This is a genomic window from Streptomyces decoyicus (genome assembly GCF_019880305.1).
Lineage (GTDB): Bacteria > Actinomycetota > Actinomycetes > Streptomycetales > Streptomycetaceae > Streptomyces > Streptomyces decoyicus.
In genome coordinates, this window is the sequence record NZ_CP082301.1 from 3,846,535 (window position 1) to 3,867,860 (window position 21,326).

General features: G+C 72.1%; 17 protein-coding genes. 5 read left to right on the forward strand and 12 right to left on the reverse strand.

Annotation, left to right across the window (positions count from 1 at the left end):
- Nucleotides 1-21: 21 nt before the first annotated feature.
- The 12 genes from K7C20_RS16805 to K7C20_RS16860 all read right to left on the reverse strand — a co-directional run bounded on the left by K7C20_RS16805 (nt 22) and on the right by K7C20_RS16860 (nt 13,936).
- Nucleotides 22-1,578, reverse strand: a complete 1,557-nt coding sequence (locus K7C20_RS16805) for an NADH-quinone oxidoreductase subunit N (RefSeq protein WP_053208553.1) — start codon at nt 1,576-1,578, stop codon at nt 22-24.
- Nucleotides 1,578-3,206 (reverse strand): complex I subunit 4 family protein, encoded by a 1,629-nt coding sequence (locus K7C20_RS16810; RefSeq protein ID WP_030074723.1) that lies wholly within the window; start codon nt 3,204-3,206, stop codon nt 1,578-1,580. The genes K7C20_RS16805 and K7C20_RS16810 overlap by 1 nt, the downstream gene beginning before the upstream one ends.
- Nucleotides 3,207-3,320: 114 nt before the next feature.
- A complete protein-coding gene (locus K7C20_RS16815; protein WP_053208552.1) occupies nt 3,321-5,318 on the reverse strand; it encodes an NADH-quinone oxidoreductase subunit 5 family protein in 1,998 nt (665 codons plus the stop codon).
- Nucleotides 5,315-5,677: an NADH-quinone oxidoreductase subunit NuoK gene (nuoK, locus tag K7C20_RS16820; protein WP_030074717.1), complete on the reverse strand. Its 363-nt coding sequence runs from the start codon at nt 5,675-5,677 to the stop codon at nt 5,315-5,317. The genes K7C20_RS16815 and nuoK overlap by 4 nt, the downstream gene beginning before the upstream one ends.
- Nucleotides 5,677-6,300, reverse strand: a complete 624-nt coding sequence (locus K7C20_RS16825) for an NADH-quinone oxidoreductase subunit J family protein (protein ID WP_030074715.1) — start codon at nt 6,298-6,300, stop codon at nt 5,677-5,679. Before K7C20_RS16825 ends, nuoK begins: the two co-directional genes overlap by 1 nt.
- Nucleotides 6,297-6,929: a NuoI/complex I 23 kDa subunit family protein gene (locus K7C20_RS16830; protein WP_030074713.1), complete on the reverse strand. Its 633-nt coding sequence runs from the start codon at nt 6,927-6,929 to the stop codon at nt 6,297-6,299. Before K7C20_RS16830 ends, K7C20_RS16825 begins: the two co-directional genes overlap by 4 nt.
- Entirely contained in the window at nt 6,926-7,894 is a 969-nt protein-coding gene (locus K7C20_RS16835; RefSeq protein ID WP_053208551.1) for a complex I subunit 1/NuoH family protein, read from the reverse strand. Before K7C20_RS16835 ends, K7C20_RS16830 begins: the two co-directional genes overlap by 4 nt.
- Nucleotides 7,891-9,327, reverse strand: coding sequence for an NADH-quinone oxidoreductase subunit C (locus K7C20_RS16840; protein WP_078952853.1), 1,437 nt, complete (start codon nt 9,325-9,327; stop codon nt 7,891-7,893). Before K7C20_RS16840 ends, K7C20_RS16835 begins: the two co-directional genes overlap by 4 nt.
- A complete protein-coding gene (locus K7C20_RS16845) occupies nt 9,324-10,004 on the reverse strand; it encodes an NADH-quinone oxidoreductase subunit B (protein WP_030074703.1) in 681 nt (226 codons plus the stop codon). Before K7C20_RS16845 ends, K7C20_RS16840 begins: the two co-directional genes overlap by 4 nt.
- Nucleotides 9,995-10,396, reverse strand: coding sequence for an NADH-quinone oxidoreductase subunit A (locus tag K7C20_RS16850; RefSeq protein ID WP_030074701.1), 402 nt, complete (start codon nt 10,394-10,396; stop codon nt 9,995-9,997). The genes K7C20_RS16845 and K7C20_RS16850 overlap by 10 nt, the downstream gene beginning before the upstream one ends.
- A 241-nt stretch (nt 10,397-10,637) precedes the next feature.
- Nucleotides 10,638-11,594, reverse strand: coding sequence for a hypothetical protein (locus K7C20_RS16855; RefSeq protein ID WP_052414212.1), 957 nt, complete (start codon nt 11,592-11,594; stop codon nt 10,638-10,640).
- 1,028 nt (nt 11,595-12,622) lie between these two features.
- Nucleotides 12,623-13,936 (reverse strand): EsaB/YukD family protein, encoded by a 1,314-nt coding sequence (locus K7C20_RS16860; RefSeq protein ID WP_409351310.1) that lies wholly within the window; start codon nt 13,934-13,936, stop codon nt 12,623-12,625.
- Between the two features lie 220 nt (nt 13,937-14,156).
- On the opposite strand from K7C20_RS16860, the gene K7C20_RS16865 reads away from it, so the two are divergent.
- The 5 genes from K7C20_RS16865 (at nt 14,157) to K7C20_RS16885 (ending at nt 21,241) form a co-directional block, all read left to right on the forward strand.
- Nucleotides 14,157-15,458, forward strand: coding sequence for a sensor histidine kinase (locus K7C20_RS16865; protein WP_048828457.1), 1,302 nt, complete (start codon nt 14,157-14,159; stop codon nt 15,456-15,458).
- A 292-nt stretch (nt 15,459-15,750) separates the two neighbouring features.
- Nucleotides 15,751-17,064 carry a sensor histidine kinase gene (locus K7C20_RS16870; RefSeq protein ID WP_053208550.1) on the forward strand — a complete coding sequence of 438 codons (1,314 nt, stop codon included), beginning with the start codon at nt 15,751-15,753 and terminating at the stop codon, nt 17,062-17,064.
- 191 nt (nt 17,065-17,255) lie between these two features.
- Complete coding sequence (locus K7C20_RS16875; RefSeq protein ID WP_030074691.1) at nt 17,256-17,915, forward strand: response regulator transcription factor; 660 nt, start codon at nt 17,256-17,258, stop codon at nt 17,913-17,915.
- A gap of 295 nt (nt 17,916-18,210) precedes the next feature.
- Entirely contained in the window at nt 18,211-20,154 is a 1,944-nt protein-coding gene (locus K7C20_RS16880) for a 2-oxoacid:acceptor oxidoreductase subunit alpha (RefSeq protein ID WP_030074688.1), read from the forward strand.
- Entirely contained in the window at nt 20,147-21,241 is a 1,095-nt protein-coding gene (locus K7C20_RS16885; protein WP_030074686.1) for a 2-oxoacid:ferredoxin oxidoreductase subunit beta, read from the forward strand. The genes K7C20_RS16880 and K7C20_RS16885 overlap by 8 nt, the downstream gene beginning before the upstream one ends.
- Nucleotides 21,242-21,326: the final 85 nt, after the last annotated feature.

A 21,326-nucleotide genomic window follows, 5' to 3' on the forward strand; every position in this document is an offset into this window, starting at 1 on the left:
CCCTGCGCCGGGACTCGGCCGTTAGAGCAGCGCCCCGGAGGCGAAGCGCAGGACGAGCTGCGGGGCGCCGGAGAGGGCGATGCCGAGCACGGTGGCGAGCGCGATGGCGGTGGCCAGCGGCGCCGGAATCCTGGCGTGGGACGGCTGCCGCGTCTGCGCGGCCTCGGGGGCCTTTGCGCCGTCCGCTCCCCCGGTCGCTTCCTCGGCTCCCCGGAAGAGGACCGTCGTCCACTGGAGGTAGTAGTAGAGCGCGATCACGACATTGAACGCCATGATCACCGCGAGCCAGGCCAGGCCCGCGTCGACGGCCACGGAGAAGACCGTGACCTTGGCGAACAGGCCGATGATGCCGGGCGGCAGACCGGCGAGGCAGAGCAGGAAGAAGCCGAGGGCGAGCGCCACGACGGGCCGCTGGTGGTACAGGCCCCGGTAGTCGGTGATGCGGTTGGCGGGGCGCGTACGGGCCACCAGCGCGGCGACGGCGAAGGCACCGAGGTTCACGGCCGCGTACATCAGGGCGTAGGCGACGGTGGAGCCGATGGCGTGCGCCGGGTCGTCGGTGTAGCCCGCCGCCGCGATCGGGACCAGGAGGTAGCCGGCCTGGCCGACCGAGGACCAGGCGAGCAGGCGTACGGCGCTGTGCGCACGGCGGGGGTCCTGGCGCAGGGCCGCGACATTGCCGACGGTCATGGTCAGCGCGGCGAGGACGGCCAGGGCCGGGCCCCAGACGTTCGCGTACGTGGGGAAGCCCTGGACCGTGACGAGGATCAGGCCGGAGAAGCCGACGGCCTTGCCGACCACGGAGAGGTAGCCCGCGATGGGGAGCGGCGCGCCGACGTAGGTGTCCGGCACCCAGAAGTGGAACGGGGCGGCGGCGGTCTTGAAGGCGAAGCCGACGAGGGTGAGCGCGACACCGGCGCTCGCCAGGGTGGCCAGCCGCGGGTCGGGCAGGGCGGTGAGGGCGTGCGCCACCTGGGAGAGGTGCAGGCTGCCGGTGGCCGCGTACAGGAAGCTCACACCGAGCAGCATCACGGCGGTGGCGGCCACCGAGGACAGGAAGAACTTGAGCGCGGCCTCGGAGGAGAGGCGGTCCCCGCGCCGCAGTCCGACCAGCGCGAAGGCGGGCAGCGAGGCGACTTCGAGGGCGATGACGAGGGTGGCGAGGTCCCTGGAGGCGGGCAGCAGGGCCGCGCCGGAGGCCGAGGAGAGCAGCAGGAACCAGTACTCGCCGCTGGGCAGGTCGTGGTCCTTGAGGGTGTCGATCGACAGCAGGGCGGTCAGCAGCGCCCCGCCGAGCACCAGGAACTGGATGACCAGGGTGAACGGGTCGGCCACATAACTGCACACGTCCGGGTGGGCGGGGAGGCAGAAGGTGCGGCGGTCGTCGCCCAGGAGGGGCAGCAGGAACAGCGCGGCGAGCGCGAGGCCCGCCGTCGCGATCCACCCCAGCAGCGGCTTGCGGGCCACCGGGAGGAAGAGGTCGGCGACGAGCACCACCAGGGCGACGGCCGCGGCGACGGTGGGCGGCGCGAGGGCGAGCCAGTCGACGGACTGGACCAGAGAGGTGACCGTGCTCATCACTTACCGCCTCCGAGGAGCTGCTGGACGGCCGGGTCGGTGAGGCCGAGGAGGGCCGCGGGCCACAGTCCGGCGAGGACGGTGAGGACGGCGAGGGGGGCCCAGGCCGCGTACTCGTAGCGCGCGAGGTCGGGGATGACGGGGGACGGTGCGGCCGGGACCTCGGTGACCGCTTCGGCCGCCGTGGCGGTGCCCTCCTCGACGGCCGGGACGGCTTCGGCGACCCCCGGGGTGCCGCCCATGCAGACGCGGCGGACGACGAGCAGCAGGTAGGCGGCGGTCAGCAGGGTGCCGAGGCCGGCCAGCGCCATGAACGTCAGGAAGGCGGGGCGGCTGAGGCCGGCGGCCGGCTGGAAGGCGCCGAACATCGCCAGCATCTCGCCCCAGAATCCGGCCAGCCCGGGAATGCCCAGCGAGGCGACGGCCCCGAAGGCGAGCAGACCGCCGAAGCGGGGGGCCTTGCCGTACAGGGCCGCGCCGGTGCTGCCCGCGAGGGTGTCGAGGTCGGTGCTGCCGTAGCGGTCCTTGAGGGCGCCGACGAGGAAGAAGAGCAGGCCGGTGATCAGGCCGTGGGCGATGTTGGCGAACAGCGCGCCGTTGACTCCCGTGGGGGTCATGCTGGCGATGCCGAGCAGGACGAAGCCCATGTGGCCGACGGAGCTGTAGGCGATCAGGCGCTTGAGGTCTCCCTTGGCGCCCTTGCGCACCAGGGCGAGGCAGGCGAGCGAGCCGTAGATGATGCCGACGGCGGCCAGCGCGGCGAGGTACGGCGCGAAGGCGTGCATGCCGTCGGGCGTGATGGGCAGCGCGATCCGCACGAACCCGTACGTGCCCATCTTCAGCAGGACGCCGGCCAGCAGCACCGAGCCGACGGTGGGGGCGGCGGTGTGCGCGTCGGGCAGCCAGCTGTGCAGCGGCCACAGCGGGGACTTGACGGCCAGTCCGATACCGACGGCGAGTACCGCCAGGAGCTGGACAGTGTGGCTGAGCTGCGCTTTCGGCCCGTTGTCAGTGGCGAGTGCCACCATGTCGAACGTGCCGGATTTCACGCCGATGAGGAGGAGGCCGAGCAGCATCACGACGGAGCCGAGCAGCGTGTAGAGGATGAACTTCCACGCCGCCGCCTGCTTTTCCGCACCGCCCCAGCGGGCGATGAGGAAGTACATCGGGATGAGGACCATCTCGAAGGCGAGGAAGAACAGCATCAGGTCGAGGACGGCGAAAGTGGCGAGGGTGCCGGCCTCGAGGGTGAGCAGCAGGGCCACAAATGCCTTGGGGGACGGGCCCGTTGGCATGTGGAAGTAGCTGTAGAGCGCGCAGAGGAAGGTCAGCAGCGCGGTCAGCACGACAAGGGGGAGCGAGATGCCGTCGACGCCGAGGTGGATGCGGATGTCCAGCGCCGGGATCCAGCTGATGTCGGTGGTGGCCTGCATACGGGCCGGATGGTCGTGGTCGAAGCCGACGGCCAGCGCAACGGCCGCGGCGAGCACGACGCCGGTGGCGGTCACGCCGTGGCGCAGTACGGCCTGGTCGGGGCTGCGGCCCCGGAGACCGGGGGGCGCCGGGAGCAGGGCGCCGGCCGCGCCCAGCAGGGGGAGGACGACGACCGCCGCGAGGAGGTACTGCAGAGCGGTGGGGTTCACGGGTCAGGCCCTCCTCAGGGTTTCGGCTCCGGCGAGCACGGCCGCGAGGGGTGTCGGCTGGGGGTGCGGGGTGCGTGCACCAGCGGTGTGCGGCATCGGTCAGGCTCCCGTGCCCGTAGCGACGAGGACGGCCGCGATGGCCAGGACGAGCGAGCCCGCGAGCAGCGCGGCGAGATAGGTCTGCACGTTGCCGGTCTGGGCGCGGCGGACCGCGGCGCCCAGCAGGCGGGGTGCGGCGCCCGCGCCGCGGACGTAGGTGTCGACGACCTCGCGGTCGAGGAAACGGACGAGGGTGGCGGCGGCGCGTACGGGCCGGACGAAGAGGGCGGAGTAGACGGCGTCGACGTGGAAGCCGACGGCCGCGTGGCGGTGCAGCGGGCCCAGGAGGAGCCGGCCGGGGTCGGCCGGGTCCGGGGCGCCGGCGTTGTCGCCGTAGGCCGGGGCGTGGGTGTCGATGGCCACCTCCTCGGCGACCGCGGGGGTGGCGTCCGGGGCGGCGACGACCGCGCCGAGCGGCGTGCGGGCGGCAAGGGCGGTGGTGTGGCGCCAGGCCGCATAGGTGACCAGTCCGCCGACGAGGGCGATTCCGGTGCCCAGGACGGAGGTGGTCAGGGTCGGCGCGAGCGAGCGCCCGTCGAACCAGTCGGGCAGGAAGGGGGCGGAAAGACCCAGCCCAACGGTCGGGAGGAAGAGCACCCACAGGACGGCGTTCATGGCGACCGGCTGCGGGCCGTGGTCGGGGGCTTCGACGCCCTTGCCCTTGAAGGCCAGCAGCCACAGGCGGGTGGCGTAGGCCGCGGTGAGGAGGGCGGTGAGCAGTCCGGAGACCAGTACGGTCCAGCCGGCCGCGCCGGGGATGCCGTGCGCGTCACCGGTGGCGGCGTGTTCGGCGGCGCCCAGGACGGCTTCCTTGGAGAAGAAGCCGGCGAACGGCGGGATCGCGGCGAGCGCGAGCAGCGCGATGGTGGCCGTCCAGTAGGCGTCCGGGATGCGCCGGGCCAGGCCGCTCATCCGGGACATGGCGGCCAGCGAGTTGGTGCCCGCGGCGTGGATGATCACGCCTGCGCCGAGGAAGAGGAGGGCCTTGAACGCGCCGTGCGAGAGGAGGTGGAAGACGGCGGCGCCGCGGTCGCCGACGGCCAGGGCGCCGAGCATGTAGCCGAGCTGGCCGACCGTCGAATAGGCCAGGACGCGCTTGATGTCGTCCTGGGCCAGCGCGGCCAGGCCCGAGCCGACCATGGTGATCGCGGCCATCACGGCGAGCACGACCAGCGCGGCGGCGGAGGCGGCGAAGACGGGGAGGAGACGGGCCACGAGATAGACACCGGCCGCCACCATCGTCGCGGCGTGGATCAGCGCCGAGACGGGCGTCGGACCGGCCATCGCGTCCGGCAGCCAGGTGTGCAGCGGGAACTGCGCCGACTTGCCCGCGACACCGGCCAGCAGCAGCAGCGCGATCAGCGTCGGGTGGTCCAGGCCGCCGCTGGCGACGGAGCCGAGGATGCCGGTGATCCGGAAGGTCCCGGCGTCTGCGGCCAGCGCGAAGATGCCGAAGAGGAACGGGACGTCGCCGAGCTTGGTGACGAGGAAGGCCTTGAGGGAGGCGGCGCGGGCGGCCTCGGTCTCCCAGTAGTGGCCGACGAGGAAGTAGGAGCAGATGCCCATGACTTCCCAGCCGACCAGCAGCAGCATCAGGTCGCCGGTGTAGACGACCAGCAGCATCGCGGAAGTGAAGAGCGAGACCAGCGCGGCGTAGGAGGGGTAGCGCGGATCGTCGCGCAGATAGCCGGTGGAGTAGATCTGCACACAGGTCGCCACGACCCCGACCAGGACCGCCATCAGCACGGCGAAGCCGTCGAGGTGCAGGGCCAGGTCGATGGGGACCGAGCCGGTCGGGGTGAGCCGGGTGGCGACGTCGGTGGCCGGGCCGGTGCCCTGTCCGACGGCGACGGTCACGGTGAGCGCGGCCGCGGCCAGCGTCGGCAGCACTGCCAGCGGCCGGACGAAGCCGGGCGCACGGCGTCCCAGGAGGAGGCCGGCGACGGCCCCGAGGAAGGGCAGGAGGGGAACGAGAACAGCGGTGGTCGTGAGCGTCACGCGGCGGCCTCCGCCGTGGTGTCCGGCTGCGGGTCCCCGTCCGCGGCGCCCGTCTTCTCGGCGAGATCGCGGAGCCGGTCGATGTCGGAGCTGCCGCGGTTGCGGTAGACGAGCAGCACGATCGCCAGGCCGATGCCGATCTCGGCGGCGGCGATCGCGATGGTGAAGAGGGTGAGCGCCTGGCCGGTGTGCAGGGTGTCGCGCAGCCAGACGTCGAAGGCGACGAGGTTGAGGTTGACGGCGTTGAGCATCAGCTCGACGGACATCAGCACCAGGATCGCGTTGCGGCGCGCGAGCACGCCGTACAGACCGGTGCAGAAGAGGAGGACGGCGAGGACGGCCGGGTAGGCGAGATGCATCAGCGCTGCTCCTCTCGCGGGGCGGGGGCAACGGGAGCGCGGGAGGCACCGTTCTTGAGGTCCGCCGCCGCGGACCTGCCCTCCCCCGTCCTGCGGGACAGCACGATCGCCCCGACGAGCGCGGCCAGCAGCAGTACGGACAGCGCCTCGAAGGGCAGCACCCAGTACTGGAAGAGGCTGTGCCCGGAGACCTCGGTGGAGCCCTGGGCGGGGCCGTCGAGGTTGATCCAGGTGGCGCGGAAAGCGTCCACGACGACCCAGACCAGGGCGGCGGCCGAGGCGAGGGCCACGGCGAGCGCGGCCCAGCGGTTGCCCGAATCGGCGTCCGGGGAGCGGCCGATGGGCGCCTTGGTGAGCATCAGCCCGAAGAGCAGCAGGACGACGACGGAACCGACGTAGATCAGCACCTGCACCCAGGCGATGAACTCCGCCGTGAGCAGGAGATATTCGACGGCGATCCCGCCGAGGGCGACGACCAGCCAGAGGGCGGCGTGCACCATCTGCCGGGTGGTGACGGTGACGACGGCCGCGCCGAGGGTGACGATTCCGACGAGGACGAAGGCGATCTCGACACCGGAGGTCGACAGGAAGCCATGGCCGGCTGCGGTGGCGGCGAGCGTCACGTGCCCTCCTCTGGGGTGTCCGGTCGGTCCTGGTCCGCTGTTTCCTGGTCCGCTGTTTCCTGCTCCGGCGCCTGGGCCTGGGCCCGGGCCGCTTCGGCTTCGGCCTGCTGCTGGGCGGCGAGCTTGTCCGCTGCCTTGCGGGCGGCGGCGAGTTCCTTGGGCTCCTCGGCCGCCGGGTCGAGCGCCGGCGGTTCGGGCACCGTCCACATCCACTCGCGGAGCTTGTCGCGCTCATGCGTCAGCTCGTGGATGTCCGTCTCGGCGTACTCGAACTCCGGTGACCAGAACAGCGCGTCGAAGGGGCAGACCTCGATGCAGATACCGCAGTACATGCACAGCGCGAAGTCGATCGCGAAGCGGTCCAGCACATTGCGGCTGCGCTCCCGGCCTCCGGGGGCGGCCGGCGGCACCGTCTCCTTGTGGGAGTCGATGTAGATGCACCAGTCGGGGCACTCACGGGCGCACAGCATGCAGACCGTGCAGTTCTCCTCGAACAGCCCGATGACGCCACGGGTACGCGGCGGGAGGTCGGGCTGGACGTCTGGGTACTGCGCGGTGACCGATCGTTTCGTCATCGTCCGGAGGGTGACGGCCAGCCCCTTGGCGAGGCCGGAACCGGGGAAGCTCATGACGAGATCACCACCTTGACGACGCCGGTGAGGGCGATCTGGGCGAGGGCGAGCGGGATGAGGGCCGTCCAGGCGAGCTTTTGCAGCTGGTCCTCGCGCAGCCGCGGGTAGGTCACCCGCAGCCAGATGACGACGAAGGCGAGGATCGCGGTCTTCACCAGCGTCCACAGCCAGCCCAGGCCGTCGGCGCCGAACGGGCCGTGCCAGCCGCCGAGGAAGAGGACGGAGGTCAGGGCGCAGAGGACGACGATGCCGGCGTACTCGGCGAGCAGGAAGAGCGCGAAGCGCAGTCCGGTGTACTCGGTGTACGCACCGAAGATGATCTCCGAGTCGGCGACCGGCATGTCGAACGGCGGCCGTTGCAGCTCGGCGAGCCCCGCAGTGAAGAAGACGACGCCGCCGACGATCTGCCACGGCACCCACCACCAGTGGAAGGCCTCGATGATGCCCGGCAGCGAGAGCGTGCCGGCCGCCATCGCGACGGAGGCCGCCGCAAGCAGCATCGGCAGTTCGTACGCCAGCAGCTGCGCGGCCGTCCGCAGACCGCCGAGCAGCGAGAACTTGTTGGCCGAGGCCCAGCCCGCCATCAGCGAGCCGAGCACACCGACGCCCATGACGGCGAGCACGAAGAAGATCCCCGCGTCCAGGGCCTGTCCCACGGCGTTGTGCGGGCCTACCGGGATGGCGACCAGGACCAGGAGGTACGGCAGCAGTGCGACGGCTGGCGCGAGCTGGAAGATCCGCCGGTCGGCGCCGGCCGGGACGATGTCCTCCTTCTGCGCGAACTTCACACCGTCGGCGACGAGCTGTGCCCAGCCGTGGAACCCACCCGCGTACATGGGGCCCAGCCGGCCCTGCATATGGGCCATGACCTTGTGCTCGGTCTGCCCGATGACCAGGGGGAAGACCAGGAAGACGACGAAGACGGCGATGAGGCGCAGCGCGATGTCGAAAGCGTCGCTCACGGGGTGTCGCCTCCTGCCGGGTCTCGGGGGGTGTCCTGCTCAGGCCCGGGGGCGGGCTCCGGCGCGGCGTCCGGCTTCGGCTCGGGGCCGGGTTCCGGTGCGGCATCCGGCTGCGGCTCGGCTGCGGGCTCAGGTGCGCCCGTGGGCGCCTGTTCGGCCTTCTTCCCGGGCGCCGGCTCGGCCTCGTCCGGCGCTGCCTTGCTGTCCTGCGGCGCTGCCTTCGGCTCCTCCGGCGCTGCCTCGGCCTCCGGCTGCTCCGGCTTCGCCGGCTCGTCGAAGGCAGGACGGGCGTGGTGCCAGGGTGCGTCCGAGGAGCGCGGGGCCGCCTCCTTCGCGGGGGCTGCCGGGCTTTCCGTCGCCGGGGCCTCCTTGGGCGACGGCGACTCAGAGGTCTCCTTGGGCGAGGGCGCCTCAGCGGTCCCCTTGGGCGAGGGCGCCTCAGCGGTCCCCTTGGGCGAGGGCGCCTGAGAAGTCTCCTCGGTCGCGGCCGCCTCCGCCGCGCGCCGCTGGGCGGCCGAGCCCTCGCTCGCCGACCGGGTACGCCGCGCCGGGCGCTCCGCCCGCTCGGGACGTGCCTCGGCCGCGGGAGTCTCCGCCGCGGGGGTCCCGGCCGCCTCCCCCGCCTGCTGCTGGCCGGCCGAGCCCGCGCCCGCGGTCCGCGCCCGCCGCGCCGGACGCTCACCGGCTGCCGCACCGGCACCACCGGCCGCGCGTGCACCGCCTGCCGCACGCGCACCGCGTGCCGGGCGTGCGGGCGCCGGCGGCAGCTGGCCCTTCAGCGGGCCCCATTCGTTCGGGTCCGGGACACCGGGGGGCAGCATCTGGCGGCGCTTGGGCCCGCCGTGCTCGGACTCCCCTGGTTCCTTGGCCCCCGGCCATGCCTTGGCGACCCGCGCCGCCAGCACGAAGTCCTTGCGCAGCGGGTGCCCTTCGAAGCCGTCCGGGAGCAGCAGCGGAACGAGGTGCGGATGGCCGGTGAAGTCCACGCCGAACATCTCGTGGGTCTCCCGCTCGTGCCAGCCCGCGCCCGCGTACACACCCACGGCGGTGGGCAGCACGGCCGCCTCGTGCGGCACGGTCGTCCGTACGATCAGCCGGTGGACGGTGCCGGGCCGCGCCACGTCGGCGAGGTGGGCACAGACCAGGAAGCCGGTGCCGGGCTCGTCGACGGCGCTCAGCCAGTCGAAGTAGCTGCAGCCCAGGTCGTCGCGGGCGGCCGTCAGCGCGGTGAGCCAGGCGTCCACGGGGACGTCGACGGTCAGCGCGTCGTACGCCAGCTCCGCCGTGGCCCCCGTACCGAAGATCTCGCTCGCGGGCCGCGGCAGCCAGCCGACAACGGGCTCGGCGACGGGCTGCTCCGGCTGATCGGGCTGCTCGGGCTGTTCCGGCTGCGGCGCGGGGGTCTCCGCCTGCTGCTCCGGCTGCTCGCTCATCGGGGCTCCTCCCTCGGCGCCTTCGACGCGTCCCCCGCCTTCGACGCATCCGCCGCCTCGGGTGCGGGCGGCGGGACCAGCCCGCTGCGCAGCGCGGCCGCGGAGGGCCGGGCCGCGCCGCCCTTCGCGTACCGCTCCCCCAGCGACTCGCGCGCGATCTTCTCCTGCAGCTTGAGGATGCCCTGGAGCAGCGCCTCCGGACGCGGCGGGCAGCCCGGTACGTATACGTCCACGGGGATGATCTGGTCGACGCCCTTGGTGACCGAGTACGAATCCCAGTAGGGGCCGCCGCAGTTGGAGCAGGCCCCGAAGGAGATGACGTACTTCGGCTCGGGCATCTGCTCGTAGAGCCGCTTGACCGCGGGCGCCATCTTGTCGGTGACCGTGCCGGAGACGACCATCAGGTCGGCCTGGCGGGGGCCGGGCGCGAAGGGGATCACGCCGAGCCGGATGAAGTCGTGCCGCGCCATGGACGCGGCGATGAACTCGATGGCGCAGCAGGCGAGGCCGAAGTTGAAGACCCACAGGCTGTAGCGGCGGCCCCAGTTGAGGACCACCTTCATCGGTTCGGGCGCGAGCCGGGCCAGCGTCCCCAGGCGCCGCGGTTCCGGCAGGTACTGCGGGGCGGCGTCCTCGGGCGTGGCTGCGGAGGTGTGCCGGGCGGGGGTCACGTCCATTCCAGGACGCCCTTCTTCCATGCGTAGAGCAGGCCGACGGTGAGGAAGCCCAGGAAGATGAACATCTCCACGAGCGTCACACCGCCGAAACCGGGTGCGGCGAAGATCGTCGCCCAAGGGAAAAGGAAGATCGAGTCGACGGCGAAGATGACGTAGAGGAAGGCGTACACGTAATAGCGGACCTGGGTGTGCGCCCAGCCCTCGCCGACCGGGTCCACGCCGCACTCATACGTCAGCAGCTTCTCGGGCGTCGGCACGACAGGCCGCAGCAGCCGCCCGGCCCCGAAGGCCACCGCGACGAAGAGCACGCCGATCACGGCGATGATCCCGACGACCGAGTAGCCCTGGAAATAGTCCGCGGCGACGGTGGTGCGTACGGTCGCGTCCGGCACGTCCGCCCCTCGCTCCCTGACTGCGCTTGTTCAACGACTTCGACGATCTGTACGGATGGGAGTCTAGGCCCTGGCCGGACCGCCCCGAGAAGCCGCATCGTCGCCGATGGTGAGCTTGTCCCTACTTGGACCTACCTGGGCGGCAGGGAGCGTGGACGGCGGGGCCGGTTGTCTCAGCAGGTGTCTCACGGATCGGACGGACGGGGCGGGTGGCACAGTCACGCGCGCACCCTGCGTACCGTCACCGGCCGGCGCCGCCGGGGGGCTCCGGGTCGGGCCGGCCCGTACGCTGCCGGCCCGGTCCGCGCGAGACCGCCCGGTTCATCGCCTCGGCCGCGATCCGCGCCGCCGCCTGAAGCGTCCGCTCGCCGAGCAGCTCCGTACGGATCGCGCCGCCGGCCGCGAGATGGCGGTCGTACGGAAGCGGGAGGACCGTCGCGCCGCCGATGCCCAGATGTTCGGTGGCCTTGCGCAGCTCCAGCCCGGAATCGGGTGACACATGGCTGAGGACCACCACCGTCGTCGGCAGCATTCCGGGGTGGAGCCCACCGACCCAGTCCAGTACGGATCGGGTGGCCGCGACTCCCTCCGGGGTCGCCGGGGAGACCAGCACCCGCGCCTGCGTCGTCACCAGCGCGGTACGCGCCACCTCGGCGGGCAGCGTCTCGCAGTCCACGACGGTGGTCGCGAAGTACCGGCGCAGTGAGGTCATCACCACCCGGTAGGTGTCGATGTCCAGCCGCGTCCCGATGGCGCCCTGGCTGCCGGGCAGCAGCCAGCCGCCACCGGGGAACGGAATCAGATAGCCCGTGAGGTCCGTGATCAGCATCGACGGATCCACGATCTGCGCCAGGTCCGTGCCCGACCAGCGCACCTCCCGCGCACCCAGCCGGTGCGGCAGCGTGCCGAGCGCCGGATCGGCCTCGATCGCCAGCACCGGATCGGCGCGGTAGTGCGCGTAGGTGAGGGCCAGCAGCGCGGCGACGGTGGACTTGCCCGCCCCGCCCCGGATGCTCGACACGGAGATCTGCCGGCCTGTGGTCACCGGCTGCTGGATGGCGTACGCGGTCTGCGTGACGGAGGCGGTCTCCGCCGCGGGCGAAGACGCGATCGCCCGCCGGACGGCCCGCCCCGCGCGCTGTGCGACGGACTCCCCGTGCCGCGGCTTGGACCGCAGCGCGTCCAGCTCGGGCGGCATCAGCGGTACCGAGACGGGGGTGGGGCCGGACCTGCGTACGGGGGCCGGGCCGGGCCGGCGTACGGGGGTGGGCGTGTGAACGGGAGCGGAAGGGACCGCAGCGGTGGACGGGGGCGGCGTGGGGTGGGGCGCCTGCGTGGCGTGGGAAGCCGGCGCGACGTGGGTGGCTGGTGTGGCCTGCGAAGCCGACGCGATGTGGGTGGCCGGTGTGGCGTGGGAAGCCGGCGTAGGGGCCGGTTCCGGTACGGGCTGTGGCGTCGGAGCGGCGGCAGGCATGGGACCCGAAGCGGGCAGCGGGCCCGCGGCGGGCATGGGACCGGAAGCGGGCATGGGACCGGAAGCGGGCATGGGACCGGGGGCGGCATGGGCGGCCGGAGCGCGGTCCCATAGGGCAGCGGCGTCCGGTGCCTGCGGCGGAGCGGAGGGCACCGGCGGGTACGCCGCGCCGCCGGGTCCGGGCGGGTACGCCACACCACTGTGGCCCGGCGGATACGCCACACCACTGTGGCCCTGCGGGTACACCACACCGCTGGGGCCCTGCGTGGCGGAGTGCGCGGCGTACGCGGAGTACGCGGAGTACGCGGGAGCCGGAGCGGTTCCCGCGGGCGCGGCTGCGGCATCCGGCACGGCCGGCTGCGCCCTCGCCGTCACCGGTATGTCCCACACGGACGCCTCAACGGGCGCGGACGTGACCTCCACGGGAGCGGACGTGACCTCCACGGGAGCGGGCGTGACCTCCACGGGCGCGGGCGTAGCTGCCACAGGCATGGACGTGACTTCCACAGGTGCGCCCACGGCTTCCACAGACGCGTCCGCGGAATCGGGGGTGGCCGGGCCGCCCGCCGGGCCGCCCGCTCCCACGGACGTTCCCGGCGTCATCGCCGCGCCGCCGGGCTCGCACAGCGGATCGTGCGGCCAGTCCCCTTGTACCGGTCCACCTGGTTGTACCGGTCCACCTGGCCCGCTCGGTCCCTTTGATCCATCTGCTGATCCCTCTGCCGACATGATCCCGCGGCCGCCTTTCCGGTTCAGAGCGTGTGCAGCAGCCGGCTGTAGACCCCGAACGCCCCGAGGGCGACCGGGATCAACGCCACCACGCTGACCGACTCGACGAGGTTCATCAGCCGGCGCAGCCGGACCTGAACGTGCTCGGGCACGCGCACCGCGAGCACCACCAGCGGAAGCAGCGCCAGCACGCACAGCGCGGCGAGCGCACCCGACGGGTCCCCCGCGCCCGCCGCCCACCGCAGCGCCAGCCCCACCCCCACGGCCGTGCCGGCCGTCAGCAGGGCGACGACCTCGGCCGTCAGGGGATAGGCGCGTGCGCGCGAAAGCGTCACCAAGGACAGCAGGGCCGCGGCAGTGACCGACCAGCCGTCACCGTGGCCGGCGGCCAGCACTCCCGCCGCGCCCGTGGACACCGCCATGGCGACCGTGGCCGGCGCGAGACCGCGATGGGTGGCGCCGAGGGCCGTCACCACCTGGTGACGGCTCACCGGAGTACCGCCCGACCGCTGGTCGTCGAGCCGGGTCAACCCGGCCGCCGTCAACGCCAGTCGGGGCAGCAGGCCCAGCACCAGCACCGACAGCACACCGAGCGCGACTCCCGTACGGGCCGCGTCGGTCAGCGCCAGCCCGGCCTCCCAGGCTCCCACCGCGAGCGCGACCGTCGCCGCGCCGACGAGTCCACCGCGGCCCAGCTCCGTGCAGGCCCCGAGCAGCGCGAGCGCGGCCGCGACGGTCAGTCCCACGGCTGCCAGCCGCACCGGGGCTGTCGAGGCGGCCTGCCAGGAGGCGAGCGCGCCGAGCGCGCCGCCCGCAACGAGCAGGGTGGTGCCCAGCGAACGCCGTCCGAGCCGGGCACCCGCAGCTCCCACGGCCGCGGCGAGCACACCGGCGACTCCGAGCCGGAGCGCGGCAGGGCCTGCCCCGTACCAACTCGCCGCCGCGGCACCGGCGACCAGCGCCAACAGCACGCTCGCCGCACCGGCCGTCCACGTCCGGCTCCGCTCGTCCCAGCGGCGGGTGCGCAGACCCGGATCGTCGACGGCCTCGTCCATGGGGTCGTGCGCGACCGGCGCCGCCGACGCCTCGTGCTCGCGTACGAGCCGCAGCACCGAGCCGTCGGGCACCCGCGCCGAAGCCAGCGAGTCGTCCTGCGACAGCACGGACCCGTCCGCGGTCACCAGCCGTCGCGGCGATGGCCCTTCACCGGGCCCGGCACCGAACAGCCGGAGAATGTCCGGCAGCAGCACACCGAGGGGTTCCTGCGCGGGGAGCACGAGCTCGACCCGCCGCCGCTCGCCCACGAGGGTCACCCGGCCGAGGGCGGTGCGCGACACGGCCCCCGGATCCATCCCCGAACTCACACTCACCATGCCGACGCGGTCCCTGCGTTGCCCGTTACCTATCGCGACACGATACGGCCCGCCCACGACGCGGTGTCCAGCACGGCCGACAGCGGATGGTGGGGCAAACGACAGCGGATGGTGGGGAAAACCCCACCCCCACCACCCCAGCCACCCCATGGCACACGGAGCGGCGGCCGGGCAGGCTGGGCGCATGACGGAAAGTTCCCGACCCCGTGCTGCTGATGCCGCTGACGACGCCCCTGACGGCGTCTCATTGCCGCCTCCCCGAGGGCCGCTCAGCGGCATGACGTGGCGGGAGATCGCGTACCTGCTGTCCAATCTCCCGTTGGGCATCACCGGGTTCCTGGTGCTGGTGATCTGGCTGGCGCTCGGGACCGGGCTGGCCGTCACCGTGATCGGGCTGCCGCTGCTGGCGAGCGGCCTGGGGGCGTGCCGGATGTACGGGCGGCTGGAACGGGCGCGGGCCCGGGGACTGCTCGGGGTGCGGATACCGGAACCGAGTCCGCTGCGGGCCCGGGAGCACGGGTTCCTGCCCCGGGTGTGGGCCTGTCTGAAGGATCCGGTCGCCTGGCGGCATGCGTTGTTCGCGGCCATCCGGCTGCCGTGGGTCGTCCTCACGTTCACGGTCGTCGTCGCCTCGCTGTTCGCGGCGTGGCCGGCGCTGCCGTGGGTGGCGCGCTGGCTGTCCAACGTGGACCGGGCGATGGTGCGCGGCCTGCTCTCGCCGTCCGACGAACTGGAGCGGCGGATCGCCGAACTGGAGTCGGACCGGGTGACGGTCACCGACACGGCGGCGGCCGATCTGCGGCGCATCGAACGGGATCTGCACGACGGCGCACAGGCCCGGCTCGTGGCGCTCGCCATGGGGCTCGGCCTGGCCAAGGAGAAGCTGCTGGAGGGCCGGACCGACGAGAGCGTGGCGGCCATGGTGGACGAGGCGCACGGCGAGGTGAAGCTGGCGCTACAGGAGCTGCGGGATCTGGCCCGCGGCATCCATCCGGCGATCCTCACCGACCGCGGGCTGGGGCCTGCCCTGGCTTCGCTGGCCGGGCGCTGCACGGTGCCCGCCACCACTGCCGTGGACCTGGACGAGCGGCCGGCGCCCGCCATCGAGGGCATCGTCTATTTCACGGTCTCCGAGCTGCTGCAGAACATCTCCAAGCACAGCGCGGCGCGACAGGCGTCCGTCGAGGTGTGGCGAGACAAGGGGGACGGGCCCGCAGGGCCCTCGGACAAGGGCGGTGGTGGGCGACGGGCGGGCGGCCGGCTGCTGATCCAGGTGACGGACGACGGGCGGGGCGGGGCGCGGCTGGACGGCGGCAGCGGGATGGCCGGGCTCGCCGAGCGGCTGGGGTCGGTGGACGGCCTGTTCGTGCTGGATTCTCCGGTGGGCGGGCCCACGCGGGTGACGGCGGAGGTGCCGTGGCGGGCGCGGACGGGGGCGGGATCGAGGGCAGGGGCAGGGACCAAGGCGGGGGCCAAGGGCCGCTGACGGGTCGTCCGGCCGGCCGGGTGTCCGGGGCCGGCATCCGGATCTGGCGGTCCGGGACGGGGAGGCGGGTGGTGCCGGCCACCGGCCCGGGGGTGGGGAAAACCCCAGGCGAAGACTGCGAAGACCCTCATGGTGCGGAGGGCGCCGCGCGCGGACCCTTGTCGGAGCGGAAGAAGCCGCACGGCCTGGCAGTTCAGGCAGCGGATCCGACAGACATGACATGGGCCGCATCCATGGCCGTATCCATGGGCCGCGTCCATGGGCCGCATCCGGCAGAACGGACGACGAGACGATGGAAACCGCATACGCACCCCCTCCCCGCGGCTCCCGTATGCCCGTGGGGCTGCGCGCCCCGTTCTCCGGGCGCACCTGGCGGGAGTTCCTGTACCTCTTCCTCAGCCTCCCGATGTCCATCGTGATGTTCGCCTACGCCATCGTGGTGATCTCGCTGGGCGCCGGCCTGCTGGTCACGTTCCTGGGCATCCCGGTGCTGGCGGGCGGTCTGGCCGGCAGCCGTGCGCTGGGCGGTCTGGAGCGCCTACGGGCCCGCGCGCTGCTGGGTATGGACGTCGCCGATCCGGAGCCCGTCCGGCCCTCCAAGCCGAGCCTGATGGGGTGGGTCGGGGCCGTGCTGAAGAGCGGGGCGTCCTGGCGACACCTTCTCTACTCCCTGCTGCACTTCCCGTGGGCGCTCTTCTCCTTCATCTTCTCGGTGACGTTCTGGACCCTGGGCTGGGGACTGCTGACCTACCCCCTGTGGCGGTGGACGTTCCCCGCGTACCTCGACCAGCCGGGCATCCAGATGTGGGGTGACGGCCACGGCGACGGCCTCTACCTCGACGCCCCGGCGGACATCGTGGTCACCAGCGGCGCCGGGCTGCTGCTGGTGCTGGCCGGGCCGTGGGTGATCCATGGTCTGACCCAGATGGACCGGGTCATGGTCCACGGCCTGCTGGGGCCCTCCCTCCTCGCCACCCGGGTCTCGCAGCTGGAGTCGGACCGCGGGGTGGTGGTGGACACCGCGACGGCCGATCTGCGCCGCATCGAGCGCGATCTGCACGACGGGGCTCAGGCCCGGCTGGTCTCGCTCGCCATGGACCTGGGGCTGGCCAGGGAGAAGCTGGCCGAGGATCCGGAGGCCGCCGCGAAGATGGTGGACGAGGCACACGGCGAGGTGAAGATCGCGCTCCAGGAGCTGCGGGATCTGGCCCGCGGCATCCACCCGGCGATCCTCACCGACCGGGGTCTCGGCCCGGCGCTGTCCGCACTGGCCGCGCGCTGCACGGTTCCGGTGACGGTGACCGTGGACCTGGACCACCGGCCGGCCGCGGCGATCGAGGGCATCGCGTACTTCACCGCCTCCGAGCTGCTCCAGAACGTCTCCCGGCACGCCCGGGCCACCAGCGCGACGCTGGACGTCTGGCGCACCGCGGACCGGATCATGGTGCTGGTCTCCGACAACGGCCGGGGCGGCGCGCACACCGCGACGGGCACCGGCCTGGCCGGTCTCGCCGAACGGCTCGACGCCGTCGACGGCCTGCTGGTGGTGGACTCCCCGGTCGGCGGCCCGACCCGCATCACCGCCGAGCTGCCGTGGCGCGGGTGACCGCGGAACTGCCGGTCCCCTCTCCCCCGCCTCCCTCTCCCTCGTCTCCCCCTCTCCCGTCTCCCTCCCCTCCCTTTCTCCGCCCCCGATCCCCCTCATCCGCCTCGCCGCCGTCCGGATACTGGGATGCTGGAGGCCGGTAGGGGCGGGATGCGATGAGGCATGGGGGAATCTGAGCCGTGGAGGACAAGGTGCGGGTGGTCATCGCCGAGGACTCGGTGCTGCTCCGGGAGGGCCTGACCCGGCTGCTCACCGACCGGGGGCACGAGGTCGTGGCGGGCGTGGGGGACGCCGAGGCGCTGATCAAGACGATCGGGGGGCTGGCGGACGAGGGCGCCCTGCCGGATGTGGTGGTGGCGGACGTACGGATGCCGCCGACGCACACCGACGAAGGGGTGCGGGCCGCCATCCGGCTGCGCCGGGACCACCCCGGCCTCGGGGTGCTGGTGCTGTCGCAGTACGTCGAGGAGCAGTACGCGACGGAGCTGCTGGCCGGGTCGAGCCGGGGCATCGGCTATCTGCTCAAGGACCGGGTGGCCGAGGTGCGGGAGTTCGTCGACGCGGTGGTCCGGGTGGCCGAGGGCGGGACCGCGCTGGACCCGGAGGTGGTGGCGCAGCTGCTGGGCCGCAGCCGCAAGCAGGACGTGCTGGCCAATCTGACGCCGCGGGAGCGGGAGGTGCTGGGCCTGATGGCCGAGGGCCGGACGAACTCCGCCGTCGCCCGGCAGCTGGTGGTCAGCGACGGTGCGGTCGAGAAGCACGTCAGCAACATCTTCCTGAAGCTGGGCCTGTCGCAGAGTGACGGGGATCACCGCAGGGTGCTTGCAGTACTCACCTACCTGGGCTCCTGACCACCTGACACTCCGTCAGGTGAGTGGCCCGAGGTGTTTTCCACCGAGGTCCAGGACTTTGGTCGTAGAACCAATGGACGAGTCCGGAGCGTCATGAAGAGGGGGTCACGGGGGCGATGATTTCATGACAAAACACACCAGATCGGTGTCTCATGTTGACGTCCAGCATGCGAACGATCCAGGGAAGGCCACCCTTACCCACGTACGATGGTTATGGGACAACCGGTCGGTATGACACGTCCCGAGCCCTGCCTCCGGGCGGGGACGCCGCACCCCTCGAGGGAGGTCCGAAGCAGTGACCAGCCAGGTCAGTAGCCCAGCCGAGCAGACCGACGCAGCGCTTGTCGGGGAACAGCGCGCTTCCGGTGAAGGCAAGGAAGTCCGACGCCTTGACCGTGTGATCATCCGGTTCGCCGGCGACTCCGGTGACGGTATGCAGCTCACCGGCGACCGGTTCACGTCCGAGACCGCGTCGTTCGGCAACGACCTGTCGACGCTGCCGAATTTCCCCGCCGAGATCCGCGCCCCTGCCGGGACCCTGCCGGGTGTCTCCAGTTTCCAGCTGCACTTCGCCGACCATGACATCCTCACGCCCGGCGACGCGCCGAATGTGCTGGTGGCGATGAACCCGGCCGCGCTGAAGGCGAATATCGCGGATGTGCCGCGGGGCGCGGACATCATCGTGAACACGGATGAGTTCACCAAGCGCCCGATGGCGAAGGTGGGCTATGCGACCAGTCCGCTGGAGGACGGGTCGCTGGAGGCCTACAACGTCCATCCGGTGCCGCTGACCACGCTGACGATCGAGGCGCTCAAGGAGTCCGGGCTCTCCCGCAAGGAGGCCGAGCGCAGCAAGAACATGTTCGCGCTGGGTCTGCTGTCGTGGATGTACCACCGGCCGACCGAGGGCACCGAGAAGTTCCTGCGGGCGAAGTTCGCGAAGAAGCCGGAGATCGCGGAGGCGAATGTCACGGCGTTCCGGGCGGGGTGGAACTTCGGTGAGACGACGGAGGATTTCGCCGTCTCCTACGAGGTCGCACCGGCGACGAAGGCCTTCCCGACCGGCACCTACCGCAATATCTCCGGGAACCTTGCGCTGTCCTACGGCTTGATCGCGGCGGGCCGGCAGGCGGATCTGCCGCTGTATCTGGGCTCCTACCCGATCACCCCGGCCTCCGACATCCTGCACGAACTGTCCAAGCACAAGAACTTCGGTGTGCGCACGTTCCAGGCGGAGGACGAAATCGCCGGGATCGGTGCGGCGCTGGGCGCCGCGTTCGGCGGTGCGCTGGCGGTGACGACCACCTCGGGACCCGGTGTGGCGCTGAAGTCGGAGACGATCGGCCTGGCGGTCAGTCTGGAACTGCCGCTGCTGATCGTGGACATCCAGCGCGGCGGGCCGTCGACGGGGCTGCCGACGAAGACCGAGCAGGCGGATCTGCTCCAGGCGATGTACGGGCGCAACGGAGAGGCACCGGTGCCGATCGTGGCGCCGAAGACGCCCGCGGACTGCTTCGATGCGGCGCTGGAGGCGGCCCGGATCGCACTGGCCTACCGCACACCGGTCTTCCTGCTCTCCGACGGCTATCTGGCCAACGGTTCGGAGCCGTGGCGGATCCCCGATGTCAACGAACTGCCGGATCTGCGGGTCCAGTTCGCCTCGGGCCCCAATCACCAGCAGGCGGACGGCACCGAGGTGTTCTGGCCGTACAAGCGTGATGAGCAGACGCTGGCCCGGCCCTGGGCGGTGCCGGGCACGCCGGGGCTGGAGCACCGTATCGGCGGCATCGAGAAGCAGGACGGCACGGGCAACATCTCCTACGACCCGGCCAACCACGACTTCATGGTGCGCACCCGCCAGGCGAAGGTCGACGGCGTCGACGTCCCCGACCTCGAGGTCGACGACCCCGCCGACGACAGCGGCCAGGGCGCCGGCACCCTCGTACTGGGCTGGGGGTCGACCTACGGGCCGATCACCGCGGCGGTACGGCGTGTGCGGGGCGCCGGGGAGCGCATCGCCCAGGCTCATCTGCGGCACCTCAACCCCTTCCCGCGGAATCTCGGCGAGGTCCTGGCGCGTTACGACAAGGTGATCGTGCCGGAGATGAACCTCGGACAGCTCGCCACTCTGCTGCGCGCCAAGTACCTCGTCGACGCGCACTCGCACACCCAGGTCAGCGGAATGCCGTTCAAGGCCGAGCAGCTTGCGGAGGTCTTTAAGGAGGCCATCAATGACTGAGACGATCACGGAGGGTTCCTCGCAGATCGAGGCGCTCTCCCTGGTGCCCAAGGCCGACGCCAAGCAGTCCATGAAGGACTTCAAGTCCGACCAGGAAGTGCGCTGGTGCCCCGGCTGCGGTGACTACGCCGTCCTTGCCGCCGTACAGGGCTTCATGCCCGAGCTCGGCCTGGCCAAGGAGAACATCGTCTTCGTCTCCGGCATCGGCTGCTCCTCCCGCTTCCCGTACTACATGAACACCTACGGGATGCACTCCATCCACGGCCGCGCGCCCGCCATCGCCACCGGCCTGGCGTCCTCACGGCGTGATCTGTCCGTCTGGGTCGTCACGGGCGACGGCGACGCACTCTCCATCGGCGGCAACCACCTCATCCATGCCCTCCGGCGCAACGTCAACCTCAAGATCCTGCTGTTCAACAACCGGATCTACGGTCTGACCAAGGGCCAGTACAGCCCCACCTCCGAGGTCGGCAAGATCACCAAGTCGACGCCGATGGGTTCGCTGGACGCCCCGTTCAACCCGGTCTCGCTGGCGCTCGGCGCCGAGGCGTCCTTCGTCGCCCGCACCGTCGACTCCGACCGCAAGCACCTCACCTCGGTGCTGCGCGAGGCCGCCGCCCATCCCGGTACGGCGCTGGTGGAGATCTACCAGAACTGCAACATCTTCAACGACGGCGCCTTCGAGGTCCTCAAGGACAAGGATCAGGCCGAGGAGGCCGTCATCCGCCTGGAGCACGGGCAGCCGATCCGCTTCGGCGCCCTGGCCCCGGACGGCTTCGGCTCCAAGGGCGTGGTCCGCGACCCGGCCACCGGCGACCTCAAGGTCATCGACGTACGGGAGGAGGGCACGGGCGGTGTGCTGGTGCATGACGCGCACAACCCCTCGCCCACCACGGCCTTCGCCCTCTCCCGGCTCGCCGACGCCGACACCCTGCACCACACCCCCATCGGGGTCCTCCGCAGCGTCAACCGGCCGGTCTACGACACCCTGATGTCCGAGCAGCTCGACGACGCCATCGAGCAGAAGGGCAAGGGCGACCTCGCCGCCCTGCTGACCGGCAGCGACACCTGGACGGTCGTCGGCTGACTCTCGCTCCACGGCGGAAATCGCCGGCGGTTTCCCGGGCCGGCCGCCGCACGGGGAGGACCTGGGGATCCGCCGGATCGTCCGC

Bases quoted from the DNA above. Each gene is read 5' to 3' on its own strand.
- K7C20_RS16805 (WP_053208553.1), bottom strand. From the start codon at position 1,578: ATGAGCACGGTCACCTCTCTGGTCCAGTCCGTCGACTGGCTCGCCCTC.
- nuoK (WP_030074717.1), bottom strand. From the start codon at position 5,677: ATGCATCTCGCCTACCCGGCCGTCCTCGCCGTCCTCCTCTTCTGCACC.
- K7C20_RS16830 (WP_030074713.1), bottom strand. From the start codon at position 6,929: ATGAGCTTCCCCGGTTCCGGCCTCGCCAAGGGGCTGGCCGTCACCCTC.
- K7C20_RS16840 (WP_078952853.1), bottom strand. From the start codon at position 9,327: ATGAGCGAGCAGCCGGAGCAGCAGGCGGAGACCCCCGCGCCGCAGCCG.
- K7C20_RS16845 (WP_030074703.1), bottom strand. From the start codon at position 10,004: ATGGACGTGACCCCCGCCCGGCACACCTCCGCAGCCACGCCCGAGGAC.
- K7C20_RS16855 (WP_052414212.1), bottom strand. From the start codon at position 11,594: ATGCCGCCCGAGCTGGACGCGCTGCGGTCCAAGCCGCGGCACGGGGAG.
- K7C20_RS16865 (WP_048828457.1), top strand. From the start codon at position 14,157: ATGACGGAAAGTTCCCGACCCCGTGCTGCTGATGCCGCTGACGACGCC.
- K7C20_RS16870 (WP_053208550.1), top strand. From the start codon at position 15,751: ATGGAAACCGCATACGCACCCCCTCCCCGCGGCTCCCGTATGCCCGTG.
- K7C20_RS16885 (WP_030074686.1), top strand. From the start codon at position 20,147: ATGACTGAGACGATCACGGAGGGTTCCTCGCAGATCGAGGCGCTCTCC.